Raw genomic sequence first — 24,229 nt, 5'->3', positions numbered from 1 at the left:
GGCACTATCTTATTTACAAAAAAAGTGAAGTAAAGTCGGAAACTTTACTTCAACTTCTGCTCTTTTTAAGATGATTAATCGAAAACATGAGATTGAAATTCTTTTTCCCCACTGTCACGATTTAAGAAGGCTTCCATTCCATCAATTGAATTAATCGAAATTTCAATAGGAATATTCGGCGGTAAATATTTTGATGCGTTGTCTGAAACGTGTTGTGTTAAGGCAATGATTTCAGACTGACCGTAAAATTGAGTGGTTACGGTTGCTTTCATTTTTATCAATTGATCCCCACTGTAAGTTGCTTCAGCCGTCACACCGTTTAAATTTGGGAAGAAACTTTGTACTTGAGATTTAAAGTTTTCAAAACTCGTTGTCTCGTTGCTGGTTTCCCCATCCATTCTCGGAAAAATCACTTTCTTTTCGTTAATGTCTTTCCAGCCACCGACCGTTGCCGCACCGTCTTTGCTAACGCCTTCGCTAAAGAAAACACCACCGGCTAAATCATCTTTGGGCGTTTGTTCAAAAAGGCCTACTGTAATTGGAATATTTCCTAACCCTTCCATTTTACGCAATCGAGCAACAATTTCATTTGCCATTTTTTTTCCTTCTGTTTCTAAATCAGCTCGTTTAATATCGGTTTTAAATTCAGCCCCGTACTGCACTTTTTGGTAATAATCAACGCTGTTTAATGCCAAACCTATACTGATACCCGATAGTTTAAAACTGTCGCCATCTTTTACCATATAATTTTGTTCTAAAATTTGGCTTAGGTATTTAGGTGCACGTTTATCTGGTTCAAGTTCTCCATTATCTGCTGGGTTCAATCCTTCAGGATCACTTACCGTTAAATCTGGTTCTGGGTTGTCACCAGAGCTACGCTTTATCCATTTAGAAATCGTTTCAGCATCTAGTTGCTGTCCCTCTTGAAAATAATAAGTATCCGTTGGGAATTCGGAATGGGACAAACTCATTAAACCTGTTTCAAAAGCTTTAATATTATAGCCAGAATTTAGACTTAAACTTACCCCTCTTGATTGACTCACTTTGTACTGTCCGTCATTAATGACCGTTCGATAATAATCCTTAGACAATTGACTAGTAGTTGTCTTTGATTTTTCACTTGTTGAAGTGTCTGTTGTTGTGGTTTGATTGTTTCCTGTAACGTCACCACATGCTGATAAAATCAATCCACATGACGCTACTAGCACTATTAATTTTCGTTTCATCAAGTTATTCCTCTCCTTCCAATTGTTCTAGTAATTGATCTTCATTCCAAACCGTAATTTCTAACTTTTCAGCTTTTGCTAATTTACTGCCGGCATCTGCTCCTGCAACGACTATATCGGTTTTTTTTGACACACTTCCCGTTACGTTGCCTCCAAGATTTTCAATGCGCGCTTTAGCTTCTTCTCGTGTAAAATGCGTTAATTTTCCAGTTAAGACAATTGTTTTACCATTAAATACAGAATCACTTTGTACAACTTCAGCTTTTTTCTTTCCTAAGTACTCTAAATTCACTTGCAATGCTGCTAGTTCATTTAGTAATTCCATTACTTCAGGCAATGAAAAATACGTTTGAAGACTTTCTGCAATAATGTCACCTATCCCATCAATGGCTAAAATTTCTTCTTTCGTTGCTTGGCGGATTCCTGTCATTGAACCAAATTCCTCTGCTAGTAATTTAGCGGCCTTAGCCCCAACATGACGAATTCCTAAGCCAAATAATAAACGCTCTACTGAGTTGCTTCGGCTGTTATCGATGGCTGTTAACAAATTATTAGCTGACTTTTCTTTGATTTTATCTAGTGTAAGCAGTTCTTCAAATGTGAGTTTGTACAAATCTGCTACATCGTGTACAAGGTCTTTTTCGTACATTTGGATGATGACTTTGTTGCCTAAACCGTCGATATTCATTGCATTTCTCGAAACAAAATGAGACAGACCTTCTGTAATTTGTGCAGGACATTTTGGGTTCATACAACGCAATGCAACTTCTTCTTCTAAATGAACCAACTCACTATCACAAGCGGGACAATGGGTTGGGATTTGGTAAGGTTCACTTGTCTTTTCGCGTTTATCAAGGACTACTCTCGTTACTTCTGGAATAATATCTCCTGCTTTATGGATAACAACTGTGTCGAGTAAACGAATGTCGCGCTCTTTAATTAAGTCTACATTGTGTAAGCTTGCTCGTTGAACCGTTGTACCAGCTAAACGAACGGGGTCCATGATAGCTGTTGGCGTTACAACTCCTGTTCGACCTACCGTCCATTCAATTTCTCTTACAATCGTCTGAGCTTCTTCTGCTGGAAATTTATACGCAATAGCCCAGCGGGGTGCTTTAACTGTGAAACCTAGTTTTTCTTGTGTTGAAAAACGGTTGACTTTGATTACAATTCCATCAATTTCATAAGGCAATTCGCTTCTTTTTTCATGAAACGCTTCGACATACTGACACACTTCTTCTATTGATTGACACAACTTGCGTTCATGATTTGTTTTGATGCCTAATTCGTCTAATTGATTTAAAGCTTCTTCTTGACTAGTCGCTGTCAATTCACCAAAGTCAGCTACTGTGTATAAAAAAGTACTCAGATTACGCTTAGCCGCTATTTTAGGGTCTAACTGGCGCAAACTACCTGCTGCTGCGTTTCTTGGATTAGCAAAAACATCTTCGCCATTTTCTTCTCGTTCTTTATTTAATTTTAAAAATGAAGACTTTGGCATATAGCATTCGCCACGAACTTCAATTGAATAAGGTTTTTTTAAGCGGAGTGGGACTGATTTCACCGTTCTGATATTCTGCGTAATATCTTCGCCAACTGTTCCATCTCCTCTAGTAGCTGCTTGAACTAATTTTCCTTCTTCATATTTCAACGACACTGCCAGTCCATCAATCTTTAACTCGCAAAGGTATTCAACCTCTCCTTCAACCAATTTTTTAATCCGTTGATCGAAATCAAGCAAATCGTTTTTATTGAAGGCATTGCCTAAACTTAGCATTGGAATTTCATGAACCACTTTAGTAAAACCAGGTAAAACTGTACCGCCCACTCGTTGGGTTGGAGAATCTCCTGTTACTAAATCAGGAAATTCCGTTTCAAGTTCAACTAAACGGTGATAGAGTTTGTCGTATTCATGATCCTCAATAGAGGGGTTATCTTTTACATAGTATTCATAACTATATTGTTCTAGTGTGCTTCTTAATTGAAAAACTTCTTCTTTAGCTTGATCAAATGAATACTTTTCAGTCATTTAAGACCCCTCTTTTCTTAATTTTAAGCTTTTTCGATTGGTGCAAAGGCTGCTAATAAACGTTTGATTCCTTGTTCAGGAAAGGCAATATCTAATTCTAAATTATCCGCGTCACCACTAACTTTTACAACCGTTCCTGTCCCCCATTTTTTATGAAGGGCCTTGTCGCCAACTGACCAGCCTAATCGTTCTGCCCCACTTTCCGTTTTACGGGAAACAGGTGATTGATAGATGCTGCTAGTCGCTTTGGTAGCTTGCATGCGACTAACTGGACTGCCGCTACTTCTAAAGGGTGTATTCCCAGTAAATTGGTTACCAGACTCTAAAGCTTCTTCGCTAATTTCAGCGATAAAACGAGACGCTGCATTGGCTTGCGTACGTCCATACAACATCCGTGAATAGGCATTTGTAATGTATAATTTTTGTTCCGCACGAGTAATCCCAACATAGGCTAAACGACGTTCTTCTTCTAATTCATTCTCCTCCATCAACGCTCTTGAAAGCGGAAAGACACCTTCTTCCACACCAATCAAGAAGACGATGGGAAATTCAAGACCTTTTGCTGCGTGAAGAGTCATTAGGGTTACTTCACTAGTTTGTTCTTCTTCTAGATTGTCTAAATCCGAAACAAGTGCTAGATCCGTTAAGAAGGTTAATAAACTTTTGTCTTCCGAACTATCTTTTTCAAATTGCTGTGTTACAGATAGAAATTCTTGAATATTTTCAATTCGAGTTTCAGACTCTAAGGTTTGTTCTGCTTTTAAGGCTTTTAAATAACCACTGCGTTTTAAAACTTCTTCAACTAATTCTGTTACTGGCAGGTATTCTTGCATTTGTCTTAAGTCTTTCATCATAAAACCAAATGCTTCTAGTTCCCCTGCAGCTTTTCCAGCAATTGGTGTGATGCTCACATTTAGAGCTGTTTCAAGCATTGACCAACCATATTGATTTGAAGCTGTTCTTAATTTATCAACGGTTCCTGGACCAATTCCTCGTTTTGGAACATTTACAACCCGTTCAAAGCTCATATTGTCTTCCGGATTTGCAATTAATCTTAAATAAGCTAAAACATCCCGAATTTCTTTGCGATCATAGAATTTATGTCCGCCAACCATTTTATAGGGAATATTGGATTTCAACAGGTTTTCCTCGATAACACGGGACTGTGCATTCGTACGGTACAACACGGCAAAATCGCCATATGCTAAACCACGTTCGCGCATTTCTTCTTGCATTTTTGACACAATATAACGAGATTCATCGTGTTCGGATTGGCCTCGATAATAGGTGATTTTTTCTCCATCATCATTGTCTGTCCATAATTTTTTCTTTTTACGATTGCTATTATTGCCAATCACATCATTAGCTGCTTTAAGAATCATTTTAGTTGAGCGGTAATTTTGTTCTAATAAAACAACTTCCGCATCAGCATAATCTTTTTCAAAATTCAAGATATTTTCCATATTGGCACCACGCCAGCCATAGATACTTTGATCGGCATCCCCCACAACGCAAAGGTTTTTAAACCGTTTCGCTAATAAATTAACAAGTGTGTATTGGGCATGGTTGGTATCTTGATACTCATCCACATGAATGTAATGAAATTTGTTTTGATAATAATCCAACGTTTCGGGACTCTCTTGGAATAATCGAATCGTCAACATAATTAAATCATCAAAATCTACTGCTTGATTGCGACGTAGCTCTTTTTGATAATCATCATAGCAATCAGCGACTATTTTTTCAAAAGGACTGCTTGCAGTTTCACGGTAAGCATTAGGGGTCATCAATTCATTTTTTGCATTGCTAATTTGACTTAAAATTGCACGAGGATCATATTTTTTTGGATCAATATTACGTTCTTTTAAAATACGTTTCATTAAAGTTTGTTGCTCGCTTGGATCACTTATGGTGAAGGCTTTATTGTAGCCGATTTTATCAATGTCACGACGCAGCATGCGGACACACATTGAGTGAAAAGTAGAAACCCAAACGTCATTGCCACCTGTTTTCATTAACCGAGCAACCCGTTCTTTCATTTCTTTAGCGGCTTTATTTGTAAATGTGATGGCTAAAATATTCCATGGGTTTACTTGTTTTTCTTCAATTAAATACGCGATACGATGTGTCAACACGCGTGTTTTCCCACTACCAGCACCCGCCATAATCAAAAGAGGCCCTTCTGTGTGAATCACAGCTTCTTTTTGACGTGGATTCATTCCATTTAATAAATCATCTCTTAGTACCAATTAATAACATCCTCCTATTTCAAGCAATTTCGTGAACGTTAGACGTTTTAAATCCATTGGATCGAATTTTCAAAAACTAGACACTATCTGCTCATTTTATACATTAGTCTATTATAGCAAAAAAACACGAAAACTTCTTTAAAAAAAGAATAAGAGTTTTCAAACTATTCAATAAAAAAAGACGAGGCTTTTTTAACAGCTCGTCCTTTCTTCAATTACGGTTTTCCTACCTTTGTCAAAACCATAGCTGTGAGCCAAGCCGTGATTGGAATAATCAAAATAGCACCAATTCCAATACAAAGAACGGATAAAACTTCCGCCATAAATACTTTGGAATTAAGAATGGTTTCAAAGGAATAATAAATATCTTTAAACCAAAGAACGAGCGCTAAATAACCTCCTACAAAAGCAAAAAACAACGTATTCGTCGTTGTGCCCAAGATATCTCTTCCAACAGTCATTCCTGATTTAAAGAGGTCTTTTTTAGTCAGCAATGGATTATGGAAATAGATTTCGTTCATAGCAGAAGCAATTGAAATCGCTGTATCGGTAACTGCTCCAATCATTCCTAATAAGACGGTTGAGATTCCCACTTTTATAAAGTCAATTCCAATATAGAATGAAAATGTGCTTAGTTCTTCTACCTCTTCTTCACCAAATCCTTGAATTTTAGCAAACTCCATTAACCCGTAAACCATGATAAATAAAATAAAAACCGTCATTAACGTTGCTATAAAAGCTGTTTTTGTCTTCAAATTGACTTCATTAATGTAAAATAAATTGACACAGCTGACTAAAATACAGGCAATAAACGTTAAGAATATCGGGTCTTTTTCATAGACCGTTAACACTATCATCATAAAAACAATGATAAAATTTAAAAATAAGGCAATAAAAGATTTAGTTCCCTTTTCTCCACCAATTATTCTCATTAAAACAAATAAAATAATAGCAAGACCCACTAGTACAGTCATTTGATCCCGCCTTTCTTATGGATGAAGTAAATCGAAATGTACAACCCAAGTGGAATCGTCAAGACAATCCCAATACTTCCTGCTAAAGCTCGTGCTAGTTCTAAAGATAAATTCATTGAAAGTGTGTAACCAATTGCGGCACCATTTTTTAAATACAGTAAGACCATTGGAACTGCCCCACTAATATAGGCAAAAAACAGTACATTTGTCATGGCCCCCATAATATCCTTGCCAATCTCCATCCCTGATTTCACAAGAGCTTCTTTAGAAATCTCTTTATTTTTAGTAACCAACTCCTGTACTGCTGAGGCCATAATAATAGCTACATCCATTACTGCACCTAGCGAACCAATCAGCACTCCTGCTAAAAAAACTTTTCGAGGGGCGCGGGTTAAAAATTGCATTTCTTCGTATCTTAGCCCTCGATCACCAAGTAGGTTCATCACTCCATAGGCAACGAAAAAGGAAATAAAGGTTCCAACTAACGTGGAAATAATTGCGGCATAGGTTTTCCTGTTGTTTCCACTGACTAAAAAGAGTGAAATCACCGTAAATAGTACAACCATCCCCATTGAAATAATCAGTAAATTGCCATTTTCAGAACGAATATAATAATCAAGTACAATTGATAAAATCACAACGTTTAGAATCAAACTGATAATTGAAAAAACGCCGCTTTTTTTTCCAACAAATAAAGCAGCTAATATGAAAATCCATCCGACAATTAATAAGTATTTATCTCGCTTAACACCATCAATCGAGCCGTCTAAAGGAGTTTTTGAATTTTTTGAAATGGAGACAAAAAGTTCGTCGCCAGTTCGGTACTTTTCATCATGAGCTCCTGATAAGGAATAGTCATTTTCCAATGAAATTGTATCCCCTTGATGTGCACCATTTTTTATAATCCCTGTCAATTCTTGCGTTGTAACTCGATCTTTATTATGTGTTGCATCCGTTGTTTCAATTGACTTTACAACGGTAGTTTTCGTTATTTTTACAACTGTCTGTTGATAAAAACCTGCATTATTCGTTACAAAAATCCAAGATAAAAGGATACTCAAAAAAAGAATGCCTGCAACAAAAATTGTTTTATTTCTTTTCAAACAATCACCTCTCTCATTCAAACAAAAATAACCACAATATCTATAGTAGCATTGTGGTTACACAAAAATTCGTATAATGAAAAATTCTTAGTTAAATTTTAATCATTTAAAACACTTAGAACTAACTGATTGACTGCGATTCGAACTTGTTTTCTAGCCAGCCCGAATTGTCCTTCCCTTAGAAGATCTACTATTAAAGAATAATGATGAATTTTTTTGGGAATATTTTTTTTCAATACGTATGCCAATTCAGAGTCTTTTTGTTGGTGGAGACTACGAATCGTATCCATAACACTGCTCATCATATAGTCATTTTTTCCACTTTGTAAAAAGATACGAATCAACTGACGTTCTTTTTCGTTGTATAGTTGGCTATCGCCTTGCTCAATGCAGACAATCATTTGATTCAACATACAATCTAATTCTCGAAAATCAAGTTGAATCTCTTTTAGTTCTATAAAATGAAGTTGATGAACAATCATCAATTCAATATACTCTAGTCGGTCAGCGTATTCTTTAAATTTAATTTTAGGTTCTGTTACCACTGCACCTTTATGAGGAATAATCGTTAAATAGCCCTCTTCTTGTAGCTTTAAAAAAGCATTTCGAATAGGCGTCCTACTAATTCCTAAACAAGTTGAAATCTTTTGTTCTGTGATATGCGTTTGTGGCAACCATTCTTTTGATTGAATCTGTTCCTTTAAATAATGATACGCAACTTTTTCTAAGTTTTTCGACCTAGGCATAATGAATTCCCACCAACTTCAGTATTTATTTCAATTCTGTTTCATTGCTTTTTTCCCGATATCCATTCGATAAAAAGTTCCTTCAGTATCCACTGCTTTCAATTGCTGATAAGCTTTATCGGCAGCTTCCCTTAAGGTGTCCCCTTGAGCTTCTATTAAATAGATTCTACCACCATTTGAAACTAAATTTCCAGTCTTATTTTTTTTGACGCCTGCATAATAGACTTGTCCCTCTTCTAGTTTCGTTAAATCAGGAAGTGCGATTTCTTTTTGATAGGCTTCGGGATAGCCATCACTTGCAACTACAATGCCAATATCATACCCTTTTTTTTGCCATTCAACAACAGGAACTTGGTCATTTAATAAATCATCAATAAGTTGGGCAAAATCACTTGTTAAGCGATTTAAAACAACTTGCGTTTCAGGATCTCCAAATCGAGCGTTGAATTCAATTACCTTGACTCCTTTTTCAGATGCGATAAGACCCGCGTACAAAATTCCATTGAATGTTCTTTCTTCAGAACGCATTCCTTCAACAGCGGGCTTTAAAACTTTCTCAATCGCTTCTTTAATCATACTTTCAGGGATTTGCGGAACTGGTGAATACGCGCCCATTCCCCCTGTATTAGGTCCTTTATCCCCTTCATAAGCTCGCTTGTGGTCTTGAGCGATCGGCATTGGATAAATGTTGTTGTTGCTTACAAACGCCAACAATGAAAATTCTTCACCACTTAAAAATTCTTCAATGACTACTCGATTTTCTGTTCCTGAAAATTTCCCATCTAACAACATATCTTTTAATGCTAGCGTTGCGACATTCATATCTTCAGCAACTACGACCCCTTTTCCTGCTGCTAATCCGTCTGCCTTAATGACAATTGGCGTTCCTTTTTCTTCTACATAACATAAAGCTTGTTCATAATCTGTAAAGGTTTGGTAAGCTGCTGTTGGAATTTGGTAGGTTGTCATTAGCTGTTTCGCAAAATCTTTTGAACCTTCAATCAAAGCTGCTTTTTTAGTTGGTCCAAATATTTTCAATCCTGCTGCAAGAAAATCATCCACAATTCCATTCATTAATGGTATTTCTGGCCCCACGAAGGTCCAATTAATCCGTTCTTTTTTAGCGAATTTTATCAACGCTGCATGATTGTTTTCTTCAATATCAACAAGCTGAATGCCGTCTTGTTGCATCCCTACATTTCCTTTTGCGCAATAAACAGTTGATACTTTCGGGCTTGCTCCTAATTTTTTACAAATTGCGTGTTCTCTTCCTCCACTACCAATTACAAGTACTTTCATTAATATCCCGCCTTTGATTGATTTTATAAGAATACAAAAGCCTTTACTAAAACTAGTAAAGGCAGGTTTGATTAATGTCTGAAATGTCTAACCTTTGTAAAGACCATTGTGATACCGTATTTATTTGCCATTTCAATTGATTCTTGATCTTTAATACTTCCACCTGGTTGAATAATCGCTTCAATTCCATGGGTTGCCGCATATTCAACACTGTCACTCATTGGGAAGAACGCATCGCTTGCTAGAACTGCTCCTTCTAATTTTCCAGCAGCCTGTTCTAACGCAATCTTAACAGATCCTACTCGGTTCATTTGACCTGCACCAATCCCTAATGTATGGTGGTCATTTGCTACTACAATCGCATTGCTTTTCACATGTTTCATGACTTTCCATGCAAACTCCATTGCTTTTAATTCTTCAGCTGTCGGCATTCTTTCTGTTACAACCTCCCATTCTGGAGCTTCTCCTAATAATAAATCTTGTTCTTGAATAAGCAAGCCACCTAACACACTCACTTGTTCTGTACCTTTTACAACCGGCTGTTCAAAATTCAAGGTCATCAAACGGAGATTTTTTTTCTTGGTTAGACATGCTAAGGCTTCTTTCGTATAGCTTGGAGCAATAATAATTTCTAAGAAAATAGTGTGCAATTTTTCTGCTGTTGCAAGATCTACTTCGCGATTTAGCACAATAATCCCACCAAAAATGGAGACTTTATCTGCTTGATAGGCGTGTTCAAATGCTTCATAAATTGTTTCTCCAATTCCAACACCACATGGGTTCATATGTTTCACTGCTACCGCTACTGGTTCACTAAACTCTCTTGCAATTCGAATCGCAGCATCCGCGTCTTTAATATTATTATAAGACAGTTCCTTGCCGTGAATTTGTTTTGCATTCGCAATTGAAAACTCAACCGTTAAAGGGTCTTCATAAAAACTAGCTTTTTGATGACTGTTTTCTCCATAGCGAAGACTTTGCTTACGATCATAAGTAACTGTTACTTTTTCAGGCGCCTCTTCTCCAACTAAATCTGTTAGATAATTCGCAATCAGTGCATCATAACTGGCAGTATGACGAAATACTTTGGCAGCTAAACGCTCTCTTGTTTTTAAAGTTGTTCCACCATTTTCTGTCAACTCGGCAATCACAAGAGCATAGTCAGCAGGATCTACTACAACAGTAACCGAGGCATAATTTTTTGCTCCGCTTCTAAGCATACTAGGCCCACCAATATCAATATTTTCAATCGCATCGGCTGTCGTCACGTCTTTTTTCAGAATGGTTTCTTTAAAGGGATAAAGGTTTACACAAACGAAGTCAATTGGTTGAATGCCATACTCCTCCATTGCATTTGTATGACTCACTAAGTCTCTACGTCCTAGCAAACCACCATGAATTAACGGATGTAAGGTTTTCACTCTGCCATCCATCATTTCAGGGAAGTTGGTAACTTCCTCAATTCCAATCGTTGGAATTCCCGCCTCTACTAAAACTTGCTTTGTTCCACCTGTTGAAATAATCTCTACTTGATTTTCAACTAATGCTTTTGCAAATTCAACAATTCCTGCTTTATCTGACACACTGATTAACGCTCTTTTCATTTTGAAAAACGCCCCTTTATGTTTAATTTTCAGTTTTTTTAATCGCCTGAATGACATCTTGAATCACTTCTGGATAAAGCTGATGTTCCGCTTGATGGATTTTTAATTCCAAACTTGCTAACGTTTCATTTTCTTCTATATTAACTCTTTTTTGAGCTAAAATGGGACCTGTATCCACGCCATTATCAACATAGTGTACCGTCACACCCGTTTGCTTAACTCCTGCTTCAAAAGCATCTCGAATGCCATGCAATCCTGGGAATTCAGGAAGTAAGGCAGGATGGATATTTAAAATACGATTTGGATAAGCATTTAGTAAAGTTGGACCAATCAAACGCATATATCCTGCTAAAACAAGCAACTCCACTTCTTTTGCTTTCAGTTCTTTTAAAATTTCTTTTTCATATTCAACTTTATTTGTAAATTGTTTCGGTGAAAAAGACCGAACTGGAATTTGTAAGCTTTTTGCTCGCTCTAAAACATACGCATCTGTGCGGTCAGAAAAAACCAACACAATCGCACCTTCAATTTCTCCTTGATTCATGCTTTTCACAATCGCTTCAAAATTACTTCCGTTTCCAGAAGCAAAAACGGCTATTTTCATCCCTACACCTCTTCTAAAATCAATGCTTCATCCGTTCGTTTCGTAATCCATCCAATCACTGAAGCTGTCTCTCCGGCCTTTTCCAATTGTTCTAAAACGCTTTTAACGTCATCTTTTGAAACAGCAATTACCATTCCTATCCCCATATTGAAGATTTCGTACATCTCATGAGCAGGAATAGTACCGTAAAGTTGCAATGCTTGGAAAATAGGCAATACATCCCAACTTCCCAACTGCACATGGGCAGCTAAATTCGTAGGAAGCATCCGTGGAATATTCTCAACAAACCCGCCACCAGTTATATGAGCGATTCCATGAATTTTTCTTTCTTTGATTAATGGAAGCAGTGCTTTAACATAAATTTTAGTGGGTGTTAACAAGACGGAGCCTAATGGTTCACCTTTTAATTCAGGTAATAACGAGTCATAATCAAACTCATTTTGTTCAAAGAACACCTTACGAACTAAGGAATACCCGTTTGAATGAATTCCACTTGAAGCAATGCCTATCAAAATGTCCTCTTCTTTAATATCCGCTTTTTTTATCAATTCCTTTTTTTCTGCTACACCAACAGCAAAACCAGCTAAATCATAGTCATCATCGTTGTACATACCAGGCATTTCTGCAGTTTCGCCACCAATCAAAGCAGCTCCTGCTTGAATGCACCCGTCACTTACACCTGCTACTACTTTTTCCAAACGAGCAGGGACATTTTTTCCGGTCGCTATATAATCTAAAAAATAAAGAGGTTCGGCTCCTTGGGCCACAATATCGTTTACACACATTGCCACACAATCAATTCCAATTGTGTCATGTTTATTTTGTTGAATAGCAATCATTAACTTTGTTCCAACCCCATCTGTACCTGAAACCAAAACCGGTTCCTTCACATTTAATTGGGTTAAATCGAAGCAACCACCAAATCCACCAATCATGTCCATAACACCTTTGCGTTCTGTTTTTTTCACATGTTTTTGAATGCGTTCAACGGTTTCATATCCAGCCTCAACGTCTACTCCTGCTTTTGAATAAGCATTTGCCATTATCTAATTCCCTCCAAATTCGTTGCTTTTTGATCCCATTTTTATTTAAGTACCGGCGTTATCTCTAATGATTTAAGATAATCTGCTTCATAATCATATAAAGCTGTTGGAAAATCGCCATTAAAGTAGGCCATGCACAATCCAGAATAAGGCGCATCAAAATTTAATCCAATTGATTCAATCAGTCCTTCTTCACTTAAAAAAGATAGGCTGTCTGCAAAGATTAAGTCTTTAATTTCCGAAACGGAATGATTGGCTGCTATTAGTTCTTCTCTAGTTTGAATGTCGATTCCATAGAAACAAGGATAGCGTAATGGCGGAGAAGCAATGCGAACATGAACTTCCTTTGCTCCAGCTTCCTTTAAAAGTTGCACAATACGGCGACTTGTCGTTCCACGAACGATTGAATCATCTACCATCACCACTTTTTTTCCAGCTACAACACCTCGAACAGCCGACAGTTTCATACGAACTCCCTGTTCTCTTAATTCTTGTGTTGGTTGAATAAACGTTCTAGCAATGTATTGATTTTTAATTAAACCCATTTCATATGGAATGCCACTTTTCTCAGCGTATCCGCTAGCAGCAGATAGGGAAGAATTCGGTACCCCAATCACAATATCTGCATCAATTGGCGCTTCTTCTGCCAATCTACGTCCCATATTTTTTCGAGCCGTATGCACATTCACACCAGCAATATCAGAATCTGGTCTCGCAAAATAAATATATTCCATTGAACAAATTGCCATTGTGGTATCATCTGTGTACGTTTCAATGGTGTACCCTTCGTCATTAATAATGACAATCTCACCCGGCATCACCTGTCTGACAAAGGTTGCCCCCACAACGTCAAGAGCACAAGTTTCACTAGCTAACACATAGGCTCCGTTTTTCATTTGTCCGATTGAAAGAGGTCTAAATCCGTTTGGATCAAGCGCTCCAATCATCGCATCGCTTGTCATTAATAGATAAGCAAAGCCCCCTTTAACGGTTCTTAGGCTTTCTTTTAATTTATCAATAAATCGGACTTCCTTACTTCGACGAATCAAGTGCATTAAAACTTCTGTATCCGAATTGGAATGAAAAATTGCACCTGCCTGTTCTAGTTCTAATCGTAAACTTTTTGCATTAATTAAATTGCCGTTATGAGCTAAAGCAATCTCTTCGTCATAAAATTTAAACAAAAAAGGCTGGATATTATTGATTCCTCCACTACCAGCTGTTCCATAGCGAACATGACCGATTGCTGAATCGCCTTTTAAACGCTCTAGTTCTCTCTCGTCTTTGAAGACTTCTGAAATCAAGCCGACGTTTCGATGGCCTTTTAATGCGCCTTGATGATTTGCCACGATACCAGCACCTTCTTGCCCACGATGCTGTAAACTGTGTAATCCAAAATAGTTTAAGCGTGCAGCCTCCGGATGACCCCACACACCAAAAACACCACACTCTTCGTTTAAACTTTTTACTTCAGTAAGCACGGAATCGCCTTCTCCCATAGTTGTCTTAGTTCATTTGTTGCGATTTGATACGTTCCTTGTTGGGTATTCACTGTTAAAATTTGTTCAGCTGTCACTTCTCCAATTAAAACAGCCTCTTCCTCCATCAGTTTTGAAAAAGCTGCTGCATTTTCTGGCTTAACGGAAAGCACAAATCGTGATTGCGTTTCTGAGAATAGCCACATATCTGGTAAATCAACCGCCACATTGATTCCTATTTCATTTTCAAACGCACACTCACTTAACGCAACTGCTAGTCCGCCTTCACTCGTATCATGAGCACTTTCAACTAAACCTGATTGAATGGCTGCTAGTACTTTTGCTTGGCGTTTTTGCTCGACTGCTAAATCGAAGTCCATCAACTTTCCTTCAATTTTTCCTATTTCCATTTTTTGTAATTCAGAACCATTAAAATCCGCTTTGGTATTTCCAATGACATAAATATAATCACCTGCTTGTTTAAAGCCTTGTGTTGTTATATGCGCTAACTTTTCTACTAAACCAACCATTCCAATCACTGGAGTTGGATAAACGGCTTGACCATTAAATTCGTTATACATAGATACATTTCCTGATATTACAGGAGTATCTAAAACTTCACAGGCTTTTGAAATCCCGTCAGCTGACGTCCATAATTCCCAGAAAATCTCTGGTTTATCAGGGTTTCCGTAATTCAAACAATCTGTAATGGCTAGAGGTTTTCCTCCGCTACACACTATATTTCGAGCTGCTTCGGCGACCGCAATTTGTCCACCTACTTCAGGATTTAAATACAAGTAACGTGCATTGCAATCCGTTGTCATCGCAATGGCTTTGTCCGTTCCTCGAACGCGTAAAACGGCTGCATCACTTCCTGGTCCCACCACTGTATTGGTACGAACCATTGAATCATATTTTTCAAAAACAGATTTTTTAGAAGCAATTGTGGGCTGTTGTAGCAGCTTTTTTAATGTATCAATAAACGAATTGGCTTCTGGTTGATAATCTTCCATCTCCTTAAAAGCTTGAATTCTAGCCGGTTCAGTGTAAGGTTTATAATACGTTGGAGCATCTTCTGCTAAAGCATCTACAGGTAAATCAGCCACTAGGCTTCCTTTATGATACAGTCGATACATACCGTCATCTGTCACTTCTCCAATTGTTACAGCATCTAATCCGTATTTTTTAAATAGCTCAACTACTTGGTTTTCTTCCCCTTTTTTCACACAAATCAGCATACGCTCTTGTGATTCAGAAAGCATCATTTCATAAGGCGTCATCTGTGTCTCTCTTTGTGGTACGTCATCTAAATTAAGAATCAAGCCACTCCCCGCTTTAGAAGCCATTTCGGCACTTGACGAAACGAGTCCAGCTGCCCCCATATCTTGAATCCCAACTAAAATTTCTTGATAATCGTAAATTAACTCTAAACAGGCTTCTAATAATAGTTTTTCCATAAAAGGATCGCCTACTTGAACGGCAGAACGTTTGGTTTCTTCTTCATCATTGAATTCTTCAGAAGCAAAGGTCGCACCGTGAATGCCATCTCGCCCTGTTTTAGCGCCAACATACATGATAGAATTCCCTATTCCTTTAGCTTGTCCTTTTTGAATGTCTTTATGATCAATCAAACCTACACACATAGCATTCACAAGTGGATTTCCTGCATAGCACTCATCAAAGGCAATTTCACCACCAACTGTTGGAATTCCAATACAATTTCCATAGCCTGCAATGCCCGCTACAACTTCTTCAAACAAATATTTGGTTCGCTCGTTAGTTAGCTCGCCAAAGCGTAGGGAATCTAAAATAGCAATGGGTCTTGCCCCCATACTGAAAATATCACGAATAATTCCACCAACACCTGTTGCTGCTCCTTCATAAGGCTCCACAGCAGAAGGATGATTGTGACTTTCCGCCTTAAACACAACCGCTTGATTGTCTCCAATATCGACAATTCCAGCACCTTCACCAGGTCCTTGTAAAACTTGCTTTCCTGTAGTTGGAAATTTACGTAAAACCGGTTTTGAATTTTTGTAAGAGCAATGTTCACTCCACATCACTGAAAAAAGACCTGTTTCTGTGTAATTAGGCAAACGTTTTAAGATTTCCTCGCTAATCATTGTGTACTCTTCATCCGTTAGGCCCCATTGCTGGTAAATTTTTTGCTCTTTAATTTCTTCTGCTGTCGGCTCTGTGTATTGGATTGTTGTCATTAGTTTGTCACCTTTCTAAAGTTCTCTATCATTGATTTAAAGAAATTTAAGCCATCATCAGAACCTAGTAATTGTTCAACCGCTCTTTCTGGATGAGGCATCATGCCTAGTACATTTCCTTCTTTATTGATAATGCCTGCAATATTCGCAATACTTCCATTTGGATTTTCATTTCCGTAAGTAAACACAATTTGATGATTCTCTTGTAATTCTTTTAATGTCGCTTCATCGCAATAATAATTCCCTTCCCCATGGGCAATTGGAATCTGAATGGTTTCATTCGCTTGGTAACAAGATGTAAACGGTGTTTGATTATTGACTACCAATTCGACTGTTTTACACACAAAATGCAACGATTCATTACGACGTAATGCACCAGGTAACAAGCCTGCTTCCAATAAAATTTGAAACCCATTGCAGGTCCCAAAAACAGGTTTTCCTTCATTTGCAAAACGGATGACTTCACTCATAATCGAAGAAAAACGTGCAATTGCGCCACACCTTAAATAATCACCGTAAGAAAAACCTCCTGGTAATAAAACACCGTCAAATCCTGCTAAACTGGTTTCATCATGACGAACATACTCTGCTTCCTCTCCTAAACAATCTGTTATCGCCGTCAGCATATCCACATCACAGTTAGAACCTGGAAAAACAATGACTGCAAATTTCATTTAGTTTTCCTCCTGTATTTCGTAACGATAGCTTTCCATCACAACGTTGCTGAGTAATTTATCACAAATTTCTTCGATGGTTTCTTGAACTGGTCGAGTCGTTTTCTTCACTTTAATTTCAAAATATTTTCCGATTCGAATTTCTTCAATCTCTTGATAGCCTAAACGATGAACGGCCCCTTTTACGGCCTCTCCTTGTGGATCTAAAACCGATTGTTTATAAGTGACGTAAACTTTTACAAAATACATCTAAGCAACTCCCTTTTCATTAATTTTTTAGATTGATTCAAGTTTTAACAAACGTTCGAATACTTCTTGATAGACGGGAACTAGATTCCCCAAATCCCGGCGATAAACGTCTTTATCTAAATGCTCGCCTGTTTTTACATCCCATAAGCGGCAAGTATCTGGAGATATTTCATCAGCTAATAGAATGGTTCCATCTGCTTGTTTGCCAAATTCTAGTTTAAAATCAATCAATTGGATATCGATTTCCTTAAATACTTTTTGTAAGGCTGTATTTACTTCTAATGTCATTTTTTTAATTTTTTTGATTTCTTCTGCTGTTGCTAGCTCTAATAATTGAATATGTTCCTCATTCATCATCGGATCGTCTAGCTTGTCGTCCTTTAAGTAAAATTCAATGATTGGATTAGCTAAAGGAGTTCCTTCCTTCACGCCAAATCTTTTTGAAAAACTTCCAGCAGAAATATTTCTTAGAACGACCTCTAAAGGAAACATTGTAACTGACTCAATTAATTGTTCGGTTTTTGATAGTTTTTTTATAAAGTGATTGTGAACACCTGCTTCTTTTAACATGCTAAAAAGTAGGCTTGTAATTTGGTTATTCAATTCACCCTTGCCTTGAATCAAATCCTTTTTTTTTCCATTTAATGCTGTTGCTTGATTTAAATATTCAACCCATATCACATCTGATTCACTTGTCTTATATAATTTTTTTGCTTTCCCTTCATATAAAAGCTCCTGCTTTTCCAAAAAAAGACCTCCAATTAACATTATCTTATAAGTGAACAATAAAAGGTTCGAAACTATAAATCGTTCGCCTTAAACACATATTCATTTTAACAATCTGCCAATTCGATGTCAACTTAAATAACGAACATTAAAAACTTTTAATCTGAATATAGTTCGCTTTAAAACTAATTTTCTTTGTATAGAGAATGAGAGTTAAAAAGCTTTATTATATGTTTGTTTTGATTTTATTTATCGTCATTATGATTAAAACTAAAAAATTCTAGTTTGATACTAATTTTAAACAAAAAAGAGTTATAACTATATAATTATGGTTAACTATGGTATTATTCTAATAGTTAAGAAAATTCTTAACTGTGTATTAAGTTAATTTTGAAGTGGTCTCCTAATTATCTTATTCTAATTATTCGTAATCTAGGGGTGTTTTTATGGAAAAATTAAAAAAATTTTTTACAATTAAAAGAACTTTAATACTTATTGGAATTATCTTAATTCTTATATTTGCATTCAGTAATCTTGAACCTGTATCTGTAAATTTTTTAGTTGCAGAGGTTAAGATTCCATTATTTTATGAGATAGTGGGAATTGGAGTAATTGGTTTTATCTGTGGTTACTTTTTAAAAAATAAAAAATAAGCCTTTCGGCTTATTTTTTTTCATCTATAAAAATCATTGAACGACTATTTAGTATCTTTAAGTTTAAAATCCATTTATTATTATTAAAAGCTTAAACAAAGTTGAATTAAAAAAATTGTTCCTTACGATTTGAAAAACTCCTGTAGACTCAGCCTCTTTTTGAGTCATCATCTACAGTTAACTTTAAATTTAGTCAGCATCTCTGAAAAAATAAGCTAATTGAGTGTATAAATCTTTAGTATATAATAGATCATCGCCATGGGAAGAAGTAATAATACGAGGTTTTATCTCGTCAACAATCGATCCACTATCAATACTTTCATTCATATCTGGAGTAAAACGTTTAATCGGTGGCAACAAGCGTGTATCAGTAGTAATAAATAAGTCTCCCACCATCAAAACTTTATCTTTTCTATGGTAAAAAATAGCATGCCCTGGAGAGTGTCCTGGGGTAATATAATGTTCTAATCCAGCTGCTAATACAACCTCGTCAGTTAATTCTTCAAACATCCCTTCCATATTTTCATCTTTTACAGGATATGGTGGAATTCCTTTATTAATTTCTTCGATTTCTTTAGAATCTACATAAATTTTAATTCCTTCAAACCGTTCTACTAATTGATGAACACCTAAAACATGATCTAAATGTCCATGAGTAATTAAAACAGATGCTGGAGTCCCTAGTTTTTCAGCTACTTGCATCACTCCTTCTGTCATTTCAGCAAAACCTGTATCAATGATATGAACATCCTCTCCATTGACAACTAACCAAACATTAACAGTTGGTGCTGTCTCCACGATTGTTCCTGGCAAAAAACCTACCTTATAAACAGAGGACGAGAGTTTTGTAACTTCCATTCCTTCAATATTTATATCATCAAATGTAATTTTTTTCGGCGTAAACTTTTGATTTTTTTCATTTTTCAAAGTTTCTACCGTAATGTTATCATTTCTTTCTGAATTTAAACTTTTCCCTATCATACCTCCAATTACTAAAAGGACTACTACTCCGAAAACGATACTGCCTATAAAAACGATTCTTTTATTCATATACCTTCACCTCTTATTTTTTATTTTTTACATTTTAATCGTAACACCTTATAGTAGCTATTAGTCAATAAGAATTCAAAAAAATAATTGTTTTAACTTTTTATGAAAAAAAACGCATCTCTTGTTTTATTTCTCATTTCCCTGTATTCTAAATACAAAGAATAATTAAATTTTAAAGGGGTTGCCAATATGTCTTCAAAAATGTTACACACTTGTATTCGTGTTAAAGATTTAGATAAGTCTCTTGATTTTTACACAAATGTACTGGGTTTAAAAGAAAGTCGTCGTCTTGATTTTCCGGAGCATCAATTTACACTGGTTTATCTCGCTTTTGATAGCAGTGACTATGAGTTGGAACTAACTTATAATTATGACCAAGAAACGGCTTACGACTTAGGAAATGGCTATGGTCATATTGCTATTGGCGTGGATAATATTAAAGAGCTTCATGAAAAACAAGTGGCAGCTGGTTTGAATGTCACAGATTTCAAAGGATTGCCTGGTTTGGAATTTGGCTATTATTTTATTACAGATCCAGATGGTTATAAAATCGAAGTTATTCCTAACTAAACAGAAAAAGACACTTTTGAATTTTCTTCAAAAGTGTCTTTTTTTTTAATCTTCAATTTCAGTTACAACTCCTGCACCAACAGTTCTACCCCCTTCACGAATGGAGAATTTCGTTCCCATTTCAACGGCGATAGGTGCAATTAACGTTACATCAATTGTTACATTATCACCTGGCATCACCATTTCAGTTCCTGCTGGAAGCTCAATCACTCCAGTTACATCAGTCGTGTGGAAGTAGAATTGTGGACGGTAATTATTAAAGAATGGGGTATGACGTCCTCCTTCTTCTTTCGACAAGACATATACTTCACCTTTAAATTTTGTATGAGGTGTAATACTGCCTGGTTTTGCTAATACTTGACCACGTTCAATTTCTTCACGACCGATACCACGCAATAGAATGCCAACATTGTCACCTGCTTCTCCAAAATCAAGTGTTTTACGGAACATTTCAATTCCTGTCACGGTTGTTTTCTTCGTTTCAGGGAATAATCCAATTAATTCGACTTCATCGCCAACTTTAACGGTACCACGATCGATTCTACCACTTGCGACAGTTCCTCGACCTGTAATCGTAAAGACATCTTCAATTGGCATTAAGAATGGTTTTGCATTATCGCGGTCTGGTGTTGGAATGTAGCTATCAACGGTATCCATCAATTCCATAATTTTTGCTTCTGCTGCTGGATCTCCTTCTAATGCTTTTAAAGCAGAACCACGAATCACAGGGATGTCATCACCTGGGTATTTATATTCTGTTAATAATTCACGAATTTCCATTTCAACTAAATCGGTTAATTCTGGATCATCGACTAAATCTTCTTTATTGATGAAAACAATCAAATCTTCTACTCCAACTTGACGTGAAAGCAAAATATGTTCACGTGTTTGTGGCATAGGACCATCTGTTGCAGATACTACTAAAATTGCGCCATCCATTTGTGCTGCTCCAGTAATCATGTTTTTTACGTAATCTGCGTGTCCTGGTGCATCTATATGAGCATAGTGGCGTTTTTCTGTTTCATACTCTACATGAGCTGTATTAATGGTAATTCCTCTTTCGCGTTCTTCTGGAGCAGCATCAATACTAGCGTAATCTTGAGGGTTTGCAAGACCTTTTTTCGCTAAAACTGATGTGATTGCCGCTGTTAATGTTGTTTTCCCATGATCGACGTGTCCAATTGTTCCAATGTTTACATGCTCTTTTGTTCTTTCATAATGTTGTTTTGCCATAACTTACAAACCTCCTTGGTTTATGTTCTCTATTTAGAGTCTGACCATCACTGACCAACTCTTAAGATAGTTATACACCCATTCAGGAAATATTGCAAGCATTTAAACTTATTTATTGTAAGTTTATTATTTAATTTCTTTTTTAGTCATCTTTAACTGCGCGACAATCATAATACTAATAATAATTAATAAATACCAGCTTGTAATTTTTCCAAGATGTACTAAGCGCCATTGTTTTAACTGATCAGGATACGCCCATGCTCCAAAAAAACTGGCAATATTTTCTGCTACCCAAATAAAAAAAGCAATACACAGAAAAGAAAGACTCAATGGCATCTTCAAACGACTGTCGCCGACTGTAAAGTACACCCATGTTGGGTAAAATAAACAAAAAACCAGTCCAATTAACCCCCACCGTATATCAACCATAAAATGATGGGTAAAAAAATTCAAATAAATAAAACTACACAACAAAATCACGGCTTTAGTGTTTGGCCAATTGCTCATTTTTAAGTCAAAAACCTTCCATGCCTTGCAAATATAACTCCCAATACTTGAATACATAAACCCACTATACAAAGGTACCCCACCAATTTTCCAAAAACCAGCATCAGGATAACTCCATGATCCATATTGAACTTTGTATATTTCTAACACCAATCCAATGATGTGAAAGAGCATAATAACCTTTAATTCATCTTTTGTTTCTAATTTAAAATAAAGCAATGCAAGCTGTGTCATAATGCAAATAAAAAGCAATACGTCATATCGTGGTATAGTTCCAATAGATATGTATTTCGTGATTCCTAATGACATCACAATAATTGCCGGAAATAAACAACACTGTAGCTGTTGATAAGTAAATTGCGTAACTCCTTTAATAACCTTCATCTCTCCACTTCCTTCATTTTCTATTTTCACTTTTTATTCTAAAGAAAGAACTAAGATAAAACTAAATTTAAAATAAATTCAAAAAAAATTCACACTTTTTTTACATATTCGTACCAATTTCATCATGATTTCTTCCTATTTATTGCTTATACTATCTTTATAACCAAACAACAACCAACTTTTTTATTTTTCATTTCTTTACTCCTCCAAAGTAAAGAACCAACTCCTTTTAGCCACTTGATTTAGTTCAAGTGGCTTTTTTTTATAAAAAAAACTTCCCTAAAAAGGGAAGTTTTGATTTATTTATTTAAACCAACACGTTCAAAAATCGTATCGACATTCTTTAAATGGTAATGATAGTCAAATGCATCGTCTAAATCTTCCATTGATAGAATCGACATAATTTCTGCATCTTCTTCTAATAATGGACGGAATGGCACTTGATTGTCCCATGAAATAGCTGTTTTAGGCTGAACTAAATCATAGGCTCCTTCACGACTCATTCCATTATCAATTAATTTTAACAATACTCGTTGGCTATATATTAAGCCAAATGTTGCATCCATATTGCGTTTCATATTTTCAGGGAAAACGGTCAATTTTTTCACAATATTGCCAAAACGGTTTAACATATAATCTAATAAGATCGTTGCATCAGGTAAAATAATCCGTTCAGCAGATGAATGTGAAATGTCACGTTCATGCCACAACGTTACGTTTTCATAAGCAGTTACCATATGCCCACGAATCACACGAGCTAAGCCACTCATATTTTCTGAACCAATTGGGTTGCGTTTATGAGGCATTGCTGATGACCCTTTTTGACCTTTTGCAAAAAATTCTTCTACTTCGCGGGTTTCCGATTTTTGCAAGCCACGAATTTCAGTGGCAAATTTTTCGATACTTGTTGCAATTAATGCAATCGAAGACAAGTATTCTGCATGTAAATCACGAGGCAATACTTGAGTTGAGATTTCTTGCGCTCTTATCCCTAATTTATCACATACATATTCCTCAACAAAGGGAGAGATATTCGCAAAAGTTCCAACAGCGCCACTAATTTTCCCAGCTTCAACACCTTTTGCAGCATGTTCAAAGCGTTCAATATTGCGTTTCATTTCGGAATACCATAAAGCTAATTTCAAACCAAAGGTTGTTGGTTCAGCGTGAACGCCGTGAGTTCTTCCCATCATAACCGTCATTTTATGTTCTTTCGCTTTTTCACCAATGATCGTTAAGAAGTTAGTCAAATCTTGACGAAGAAGATCATTCACTTGTTTTAATTGATAACCGTAAGCTGTGTCGACAACGTCTGTGCTTGTCAAACCATAATGAACCCATTTTCGTTCTTCCCCAAGAGACTCTGACACTGCACGAGTAAAGGCCACCACATCGTGTCTTGTTTCTTGCTCAATTTCTAAAATTCTTGCTACGTCGAAACGAGCATTTTTACGAATTTTTTCTACATCAGCTTTTGGAATTTCTCCTAGTTCCGCCCATGCCTCATCTGCTAGTATTTCAACTTCAAGCCATGTATCATAACGGTTTTCATCTGTCCATAATTTACCCATTTCCGGTCTTGTATAACGTTCTATCATTGTTTAATTCGCTC

21 protein-coding genes are annotated in these 24,229 nt (G+C 36.4%); 2 read left to right on the top strand and 19 right to left on the bottom strand.

All coding sequences use genetic code 11. The annotated features are described in order from the left end of the window. Positions 1-74 precede the first annotated feature (74 nt). The 15 genes from CDIMF43_RS05680 to purC form a co-directional block, all read right to left on the bottom strand. Positions 75-1,226, bottom strand: coding sequence for a CamS family sex pheromone protein (locus CDIMF43_RS05680; protein WP_109842343.1), 1,152 nt, complete (start codon positions 1,224-1,226; stop codon positions 75-77). Positions 1,227-1,230: 4 nt separating this feature from the next. After that, positions 1,231-3,255: an NAD-dependent DNA ligase LigA gene (gene ligA / locus CDIMF43_RS05675; protein ID WP_074402000.1), complete on the bottom strand. Its 2,025-nt coding sequence runs from the start codon at positions 3,253-3,255 to the stop codon at positions 1,231-1,233. A gap of 23 nt (positions 3,256-3,278) precedes the next feature. Beyond that, complete coding sequence (gene pcrA / locus CDIMF43_RS05670; protein ID WP_109841434.1) at positions 3,279-5,504, bottom strand: DNA helicase PcrA; 2,226 nt, start codon at positions 5,502-5,504, stop codon at positions 3,279-3,281. A gap of 215 nt (positions 5,505-5,719) precedes the next feature. After that, positions 5,720-6,478 (bottom strand): YibE/F family protein, encoded by a 759-nt coding sequence (locus CDIMF43_RS05665; protein ID WP_109841433.1) that lies wholly within the window; start codon positions 6,476-6,478, stop codon positions 5,720-5,722. Then, positions 6,475-7,581 (bottom strand): YibE/F family protein, encoded by a 1,107-nt coding sequence (locus CDIMF43_RS05660; protein ID WP_193553778.1) that lies wholly within the window; start codon positions 7,579-7,581, stop codon positions 6,475-6,477. Before CDIMF43_RS05660 ends, CDIMF43_RS05665 begins: the two co-directional genes overlap by 4 nt. Before the next feature lie 98 nt (positions 7,582-7,679). Then, entirely contained in the window at positions 7,680-8,327 is a 648-nt protein-coding gene (locus CDIMF43_RS05655; RefSeq protein WP_109841432.1) for a GntR family transcriptional regulator, read from the bottom strand. 30 nt (positions 8,328-8,357) lie between these two features. Next, positions 8,358-9,626, bottom strand: a complete 1,269-nt coding sequence (gene purD, locus CDIMF43_RS05650) for a phosphoribosylamine--glycine ligase (RefSeq protein ID WP_109841431.1) — start codon at positions 9,624-9,626, stop codon at positions 8,358-8,360. Positions 9,627-9,697: 71 nt separating this feature from the next. Beyond that, complete coding sequence (purH, locus tag CDIMF43_RS05645) at positions 9,698-11,230, bottom strand: bifunctional phosphoribosylaminoimidazolecarboxamide formyltransferase/IMP cyclohydrolase (protein WP_109842341.1); 1,533 nt, start codon at positions 11,228-11,230, stop codon at positions 9,698-9,700. 22 nt (positions 11,231-11,252) lie between these two features. Continuing rightward, positions 11,253-11,834 carry a phosphoribosylglycinamide formyltransferase gene (purN, locus tag CDIMF43_RS05640; protein ID WP_109841430.1) on the bottom strand — a complete coding sequence of 194 codons (582 nt, stop codon included), beginning with the start codon at positions 11,832-11,834 and terminating at the stop codon, positions 11,253-11,255. A gap of 2 nt (positions 11,835-11,836) precedes the next feature. Further along, entirely contained in the window at positions 11,837-12,877 is a 1,041-nt protein-coding gene (gene purM / locus CDIMF43_RS05635) for a phosphoribosylformylglycinamidine cyclo-ligase (protein WP_109841429.1), read from the bottom strand. A gap of 41 nt (positions 12,878-12,918) precedes the next feature. Next, positions 12,919-14,358 (bottom strand): amidophosphoribosyltransferase, encoded by a 1,440-nt coding sequence (gene purF, locus CDIMF43_RS05630; RefSeq protein WP_109841428.1) that lies wholly within the window; start codon positions 14,356-14,358, stop codon positions 12,919-12,921. Then, positions 14,343-16,571, bottom strand: a complete 2,229-nt coding sequence (purL, locus tag CDIMF43_RS05625; protein WP_109841427.1) for a phosphoribosylformylglycinamidine synthase subunit PurL — start codon at positions 16,569-16,571, stop codon at positions 14,343-14,345. The genes purF and purL overlap by 16 nt, the downstream gene beginning before the upstream one ends. Beyond that, positions 16,571-17,245: a phosphoribosylformylglycinamidine synthase subunit PurQ gene (purQ, locus tag CDIMF43_RS05620; protein ID WP_074401990.1), complete on the bottom strand. Its 675-nt coding sequence runs from the start codon at positions 17,243-17,245 to the stop codon at positions 16,571-16,573. Before purQ ends, purL begins: the two co-directional genes overlap by 1 nt. After that, positions 17,246-17,494 (bottom strand): phosphoribosylformylglycinamidine synthase subunit PurS, encoded by a 249-nt coding sequence (gene purS, locus CDIMF43_RS05615; RefSeq protein WP_034570911.1) that lies wholly within the window; start codon positions 17,492-17,494, stop codon positions 17,246-17,248. A gap of 27 nt (positions 17,495-17,521) precedes the next feature. Then, positions 17,522-18,241, bottom strand: coding sequence for a phosphoribosylaminoimidazolesuccinocarboxamide synthase (gene purC / locus CDIMF43_RS05610; RefSeq protein WP_074401989.1), 720 nt, complete (start codon positions 18,239-18,241; stop codon positions 17,522-17,524). A 425-nt stretch (positions 18,242-18,666) separates the two neighbouring features. Here purC and CDIMF43_RS05605 point away from each other — a divergent pair, with 425 nt between their 5' ends. Continuing rightward, positions 18,667-18,873, top strand: coding sequence for a LapA family protein (locus tag CDIMF43_RS05605; protein ID WP_109841426.1), 207 nt, complete (start codon positions 18,667-18,669; stop codon positions 18,871-18,873). A 189-nt stretch (positions 18,874-19,062) separates the two neighbouring features. Here the strand turns inward: CDIMF43_RS05605 and CDIMF43_RS05600 are convergent, their stop codons facing one another. Continuing rightward, the gene (locus CDIMF43_RS05600) at positions 19,063-19,923 is read right to left on the bottom strand and encodes an MBL fold metallo-hydrolase (RefSeq protein ID WP_109841425.1); all 861 of its coding nucleotides are present in this window, start codon (positions 19,921-19,923) and stop codon (positions 19,063-19,065) included. Between the two features lie 189 nt (positions 19,924-20,112). Here CDIMF43_RS05600 and gloA point away from each other — a divergent pair, with 189 nt between their 5' ends. Beyond that, positions 20,113-20,493 (top strand): lactoylglutathione lyase, encoded by a 381-nt coding sequence (gene gloA, locus CDIMF43_RS05595; RefSeq protein WP_109841424.1) that lies wholly within the window; start codon positions 20,113-20,115, stop codon positions 20,491-20,493. 45 nt (positions 20,494-20,538) lie between these two features. Here the strand turns inward: gloA and tuf are convergent, their stop codons facing one another. From tuf to purB, 3 genes are all read right to left on the bottom strand, one after another. Then, positions 20,539-21,726 (bottom strand): elongation factor Tu, encoded by a 1,188-nt coding sequence (gene tuf, locus CDIMF43_RS05590; protein ID WP_109841423.1) that lies wholly within the window; start codon positions 21,724-21,726, stop codon positions 20,539-20,541. A gap of 126 nt (positions 21,727-21,852) precedes the next feature. After that, positions 21,853-22,617: a DUF817 domain-containing protein gene (locus CDIMF43_RS05585; RefSeq protein WP_109841422.1), complete on the bottom strand. Its 765-nt coding sequence runs from the start codon at positions 22,615-22,617 to the stop codon at positions 21,853-21,855. Positions 22,618-22,916: 299 nt separating this feature from the next. Then, positions 22,917-24,215, bottom strand: coding sequence for an adenylosuccinate lyase (gene purB, locus CDIMF43_RS05580; RefSeq protein WP_074401982.1), 1,299 nt, complete (start codon positions 24,213-24,215; stop codon positions 22,917-22,919). Positions 24,216-24,229: the final 14 nt, after the last annotated feature.

The organism is Carnobacterium divergens (genome assembly GCF_900258435.1).
GTDB classification, from domain to species: Bacteria; Bacillota; Bacilli; order Lactobacillales; family Carnobacteriaceae; genus Carnobacterium; species Carnobacterium divergens_A.
Note: the sequence above shows the minus strand (reverse complement) of the source record. Positions and strands in the feature narration are given on the sequence as shown.

What these genes read in the sequence shown, in the direction of transcription:
- CDIMF43_RS05680 (WP_109842343.1), bottom strand. Translation starts at nt 1,226, where the DNA reads ATGAAACGAAAATTAATAGTGCTAGTAGCGTCATGTGGATTGATTTTA.
- ligA (WP_074402000.1), bottom strand. Translation starts at nt 3,255, where the DNA reads ATGACTGAAAAGTATTCATTTGATCAAGCTAAAGAAGAAGTTTTTCAA.
- CDIMF43_RS05665 (WP_109841433.1), bottom strand. Translation starts at nt 6,478, where the DNA reads ATGACTGTACTAGTGGGTCTTGCTATTATTTTATTTGTTTTAATGAGA.
- CDIMF43_RS05655 (WP_109841432.1), bottom strand. Translation starts at nt 8,327, where the DNA reads ATGCCTAGGTCGAAAAACTTAGAAAAAGTTGCGTATCATTATTTAAAG.
- purD (WP_109841431.1), bottom strand. Translation starts at nt 9,626, where the DNA reads ATGAAAGTACTTGTAATTGGTAGTGGAGGAAGAGAACACGCAATTTGT.
- purH (WP_109842341.1), bottom strand. Translation starts at nt 11,230, where the DNA reads ATGAAAAGAGCGTTAATCAGTGTGTCAGATAAAGCAGGAATTGTTGAA.
- purN (WP_109841430.1), bottom strand. Translation starts at nt 11,834, where the DNA reads ATGAAAATAGCCGTTTTTGCTTCTGGAAACGGAAGTAATTTTGAAGCG.
- purM (WP_109841429.1), bottom strand. Translation starts at nt 12,877, where the DNA reads ATGGCAAATGCTTATTCAAAAGCAGGAGTAGACGTTGAGGCTGGATAT.
- purL (WP_109841427.1), bottom strand. Translation starts at nt 16,571, where the DNA reads ATGACAACAATCCAATACACAGAGCCGACAGCAGAAGAAATTAAAGAG.
- purQ (WP_074401990.1), bottom strand. Translation starts at nt 17,245, where the DNA reads ATGAAATTTGCAGTCATTGTTTTTCCAGGTTCTAACTGTGATGTGGAT.
- purS (WP_034570911.1), bottom strand. Translation starts at nt 17,494, where the DNA reads ATGTATTTTGTAAAAGTTTACGTCACTTATAAACAATCGGTTTTAGAT.
- CDIMF43_RS05605 (WP_109841426.1), top strand. Translation starts at nt 18,667, where the DNA reads ATGGAAAAATTAAAAAAATTTTTTACAATTAAAAGAACTTTAATACTT.
- CDIMF43_RS05600 (WP_109841425.1), bottom strand. Translation starts at nt 19,923, where the DNA reads ATGAATAAAAGAATCGTTTTTATAGGCAGTATCGTTTTCGGAGTAGTA.
- gloA (WP_109841424.1), top strand. Translation starts at nt 20,113, where the DNA reads ATGTCTTCAAAAATGTTACACACTTGTATTCGTGTTAAAGATTTAGAT.
- tuf (WP_109841423.1), bottom strand. Translation starts at nt 21,726, where the DNA reads ATGGCAAAACAACATTATGAAAGAACAAAAGAGCATGTAAACATTGGA.
- CDIMF43_RS05585 (WP_109841422.1), bottom strand. Translation starts at nt 22,617, where the DNA reads ATGAAGGTTATTAAAGGAGTTACGCAATTTACTTATCAACAGCTACAG.
- purB (WP_074401982.1), bottom strand. Translation starts at nt 24,215, where the DNA reads ATGATAGAACGTTATACAAGACCGGAAATGGGTAAATTATGGACAGAT.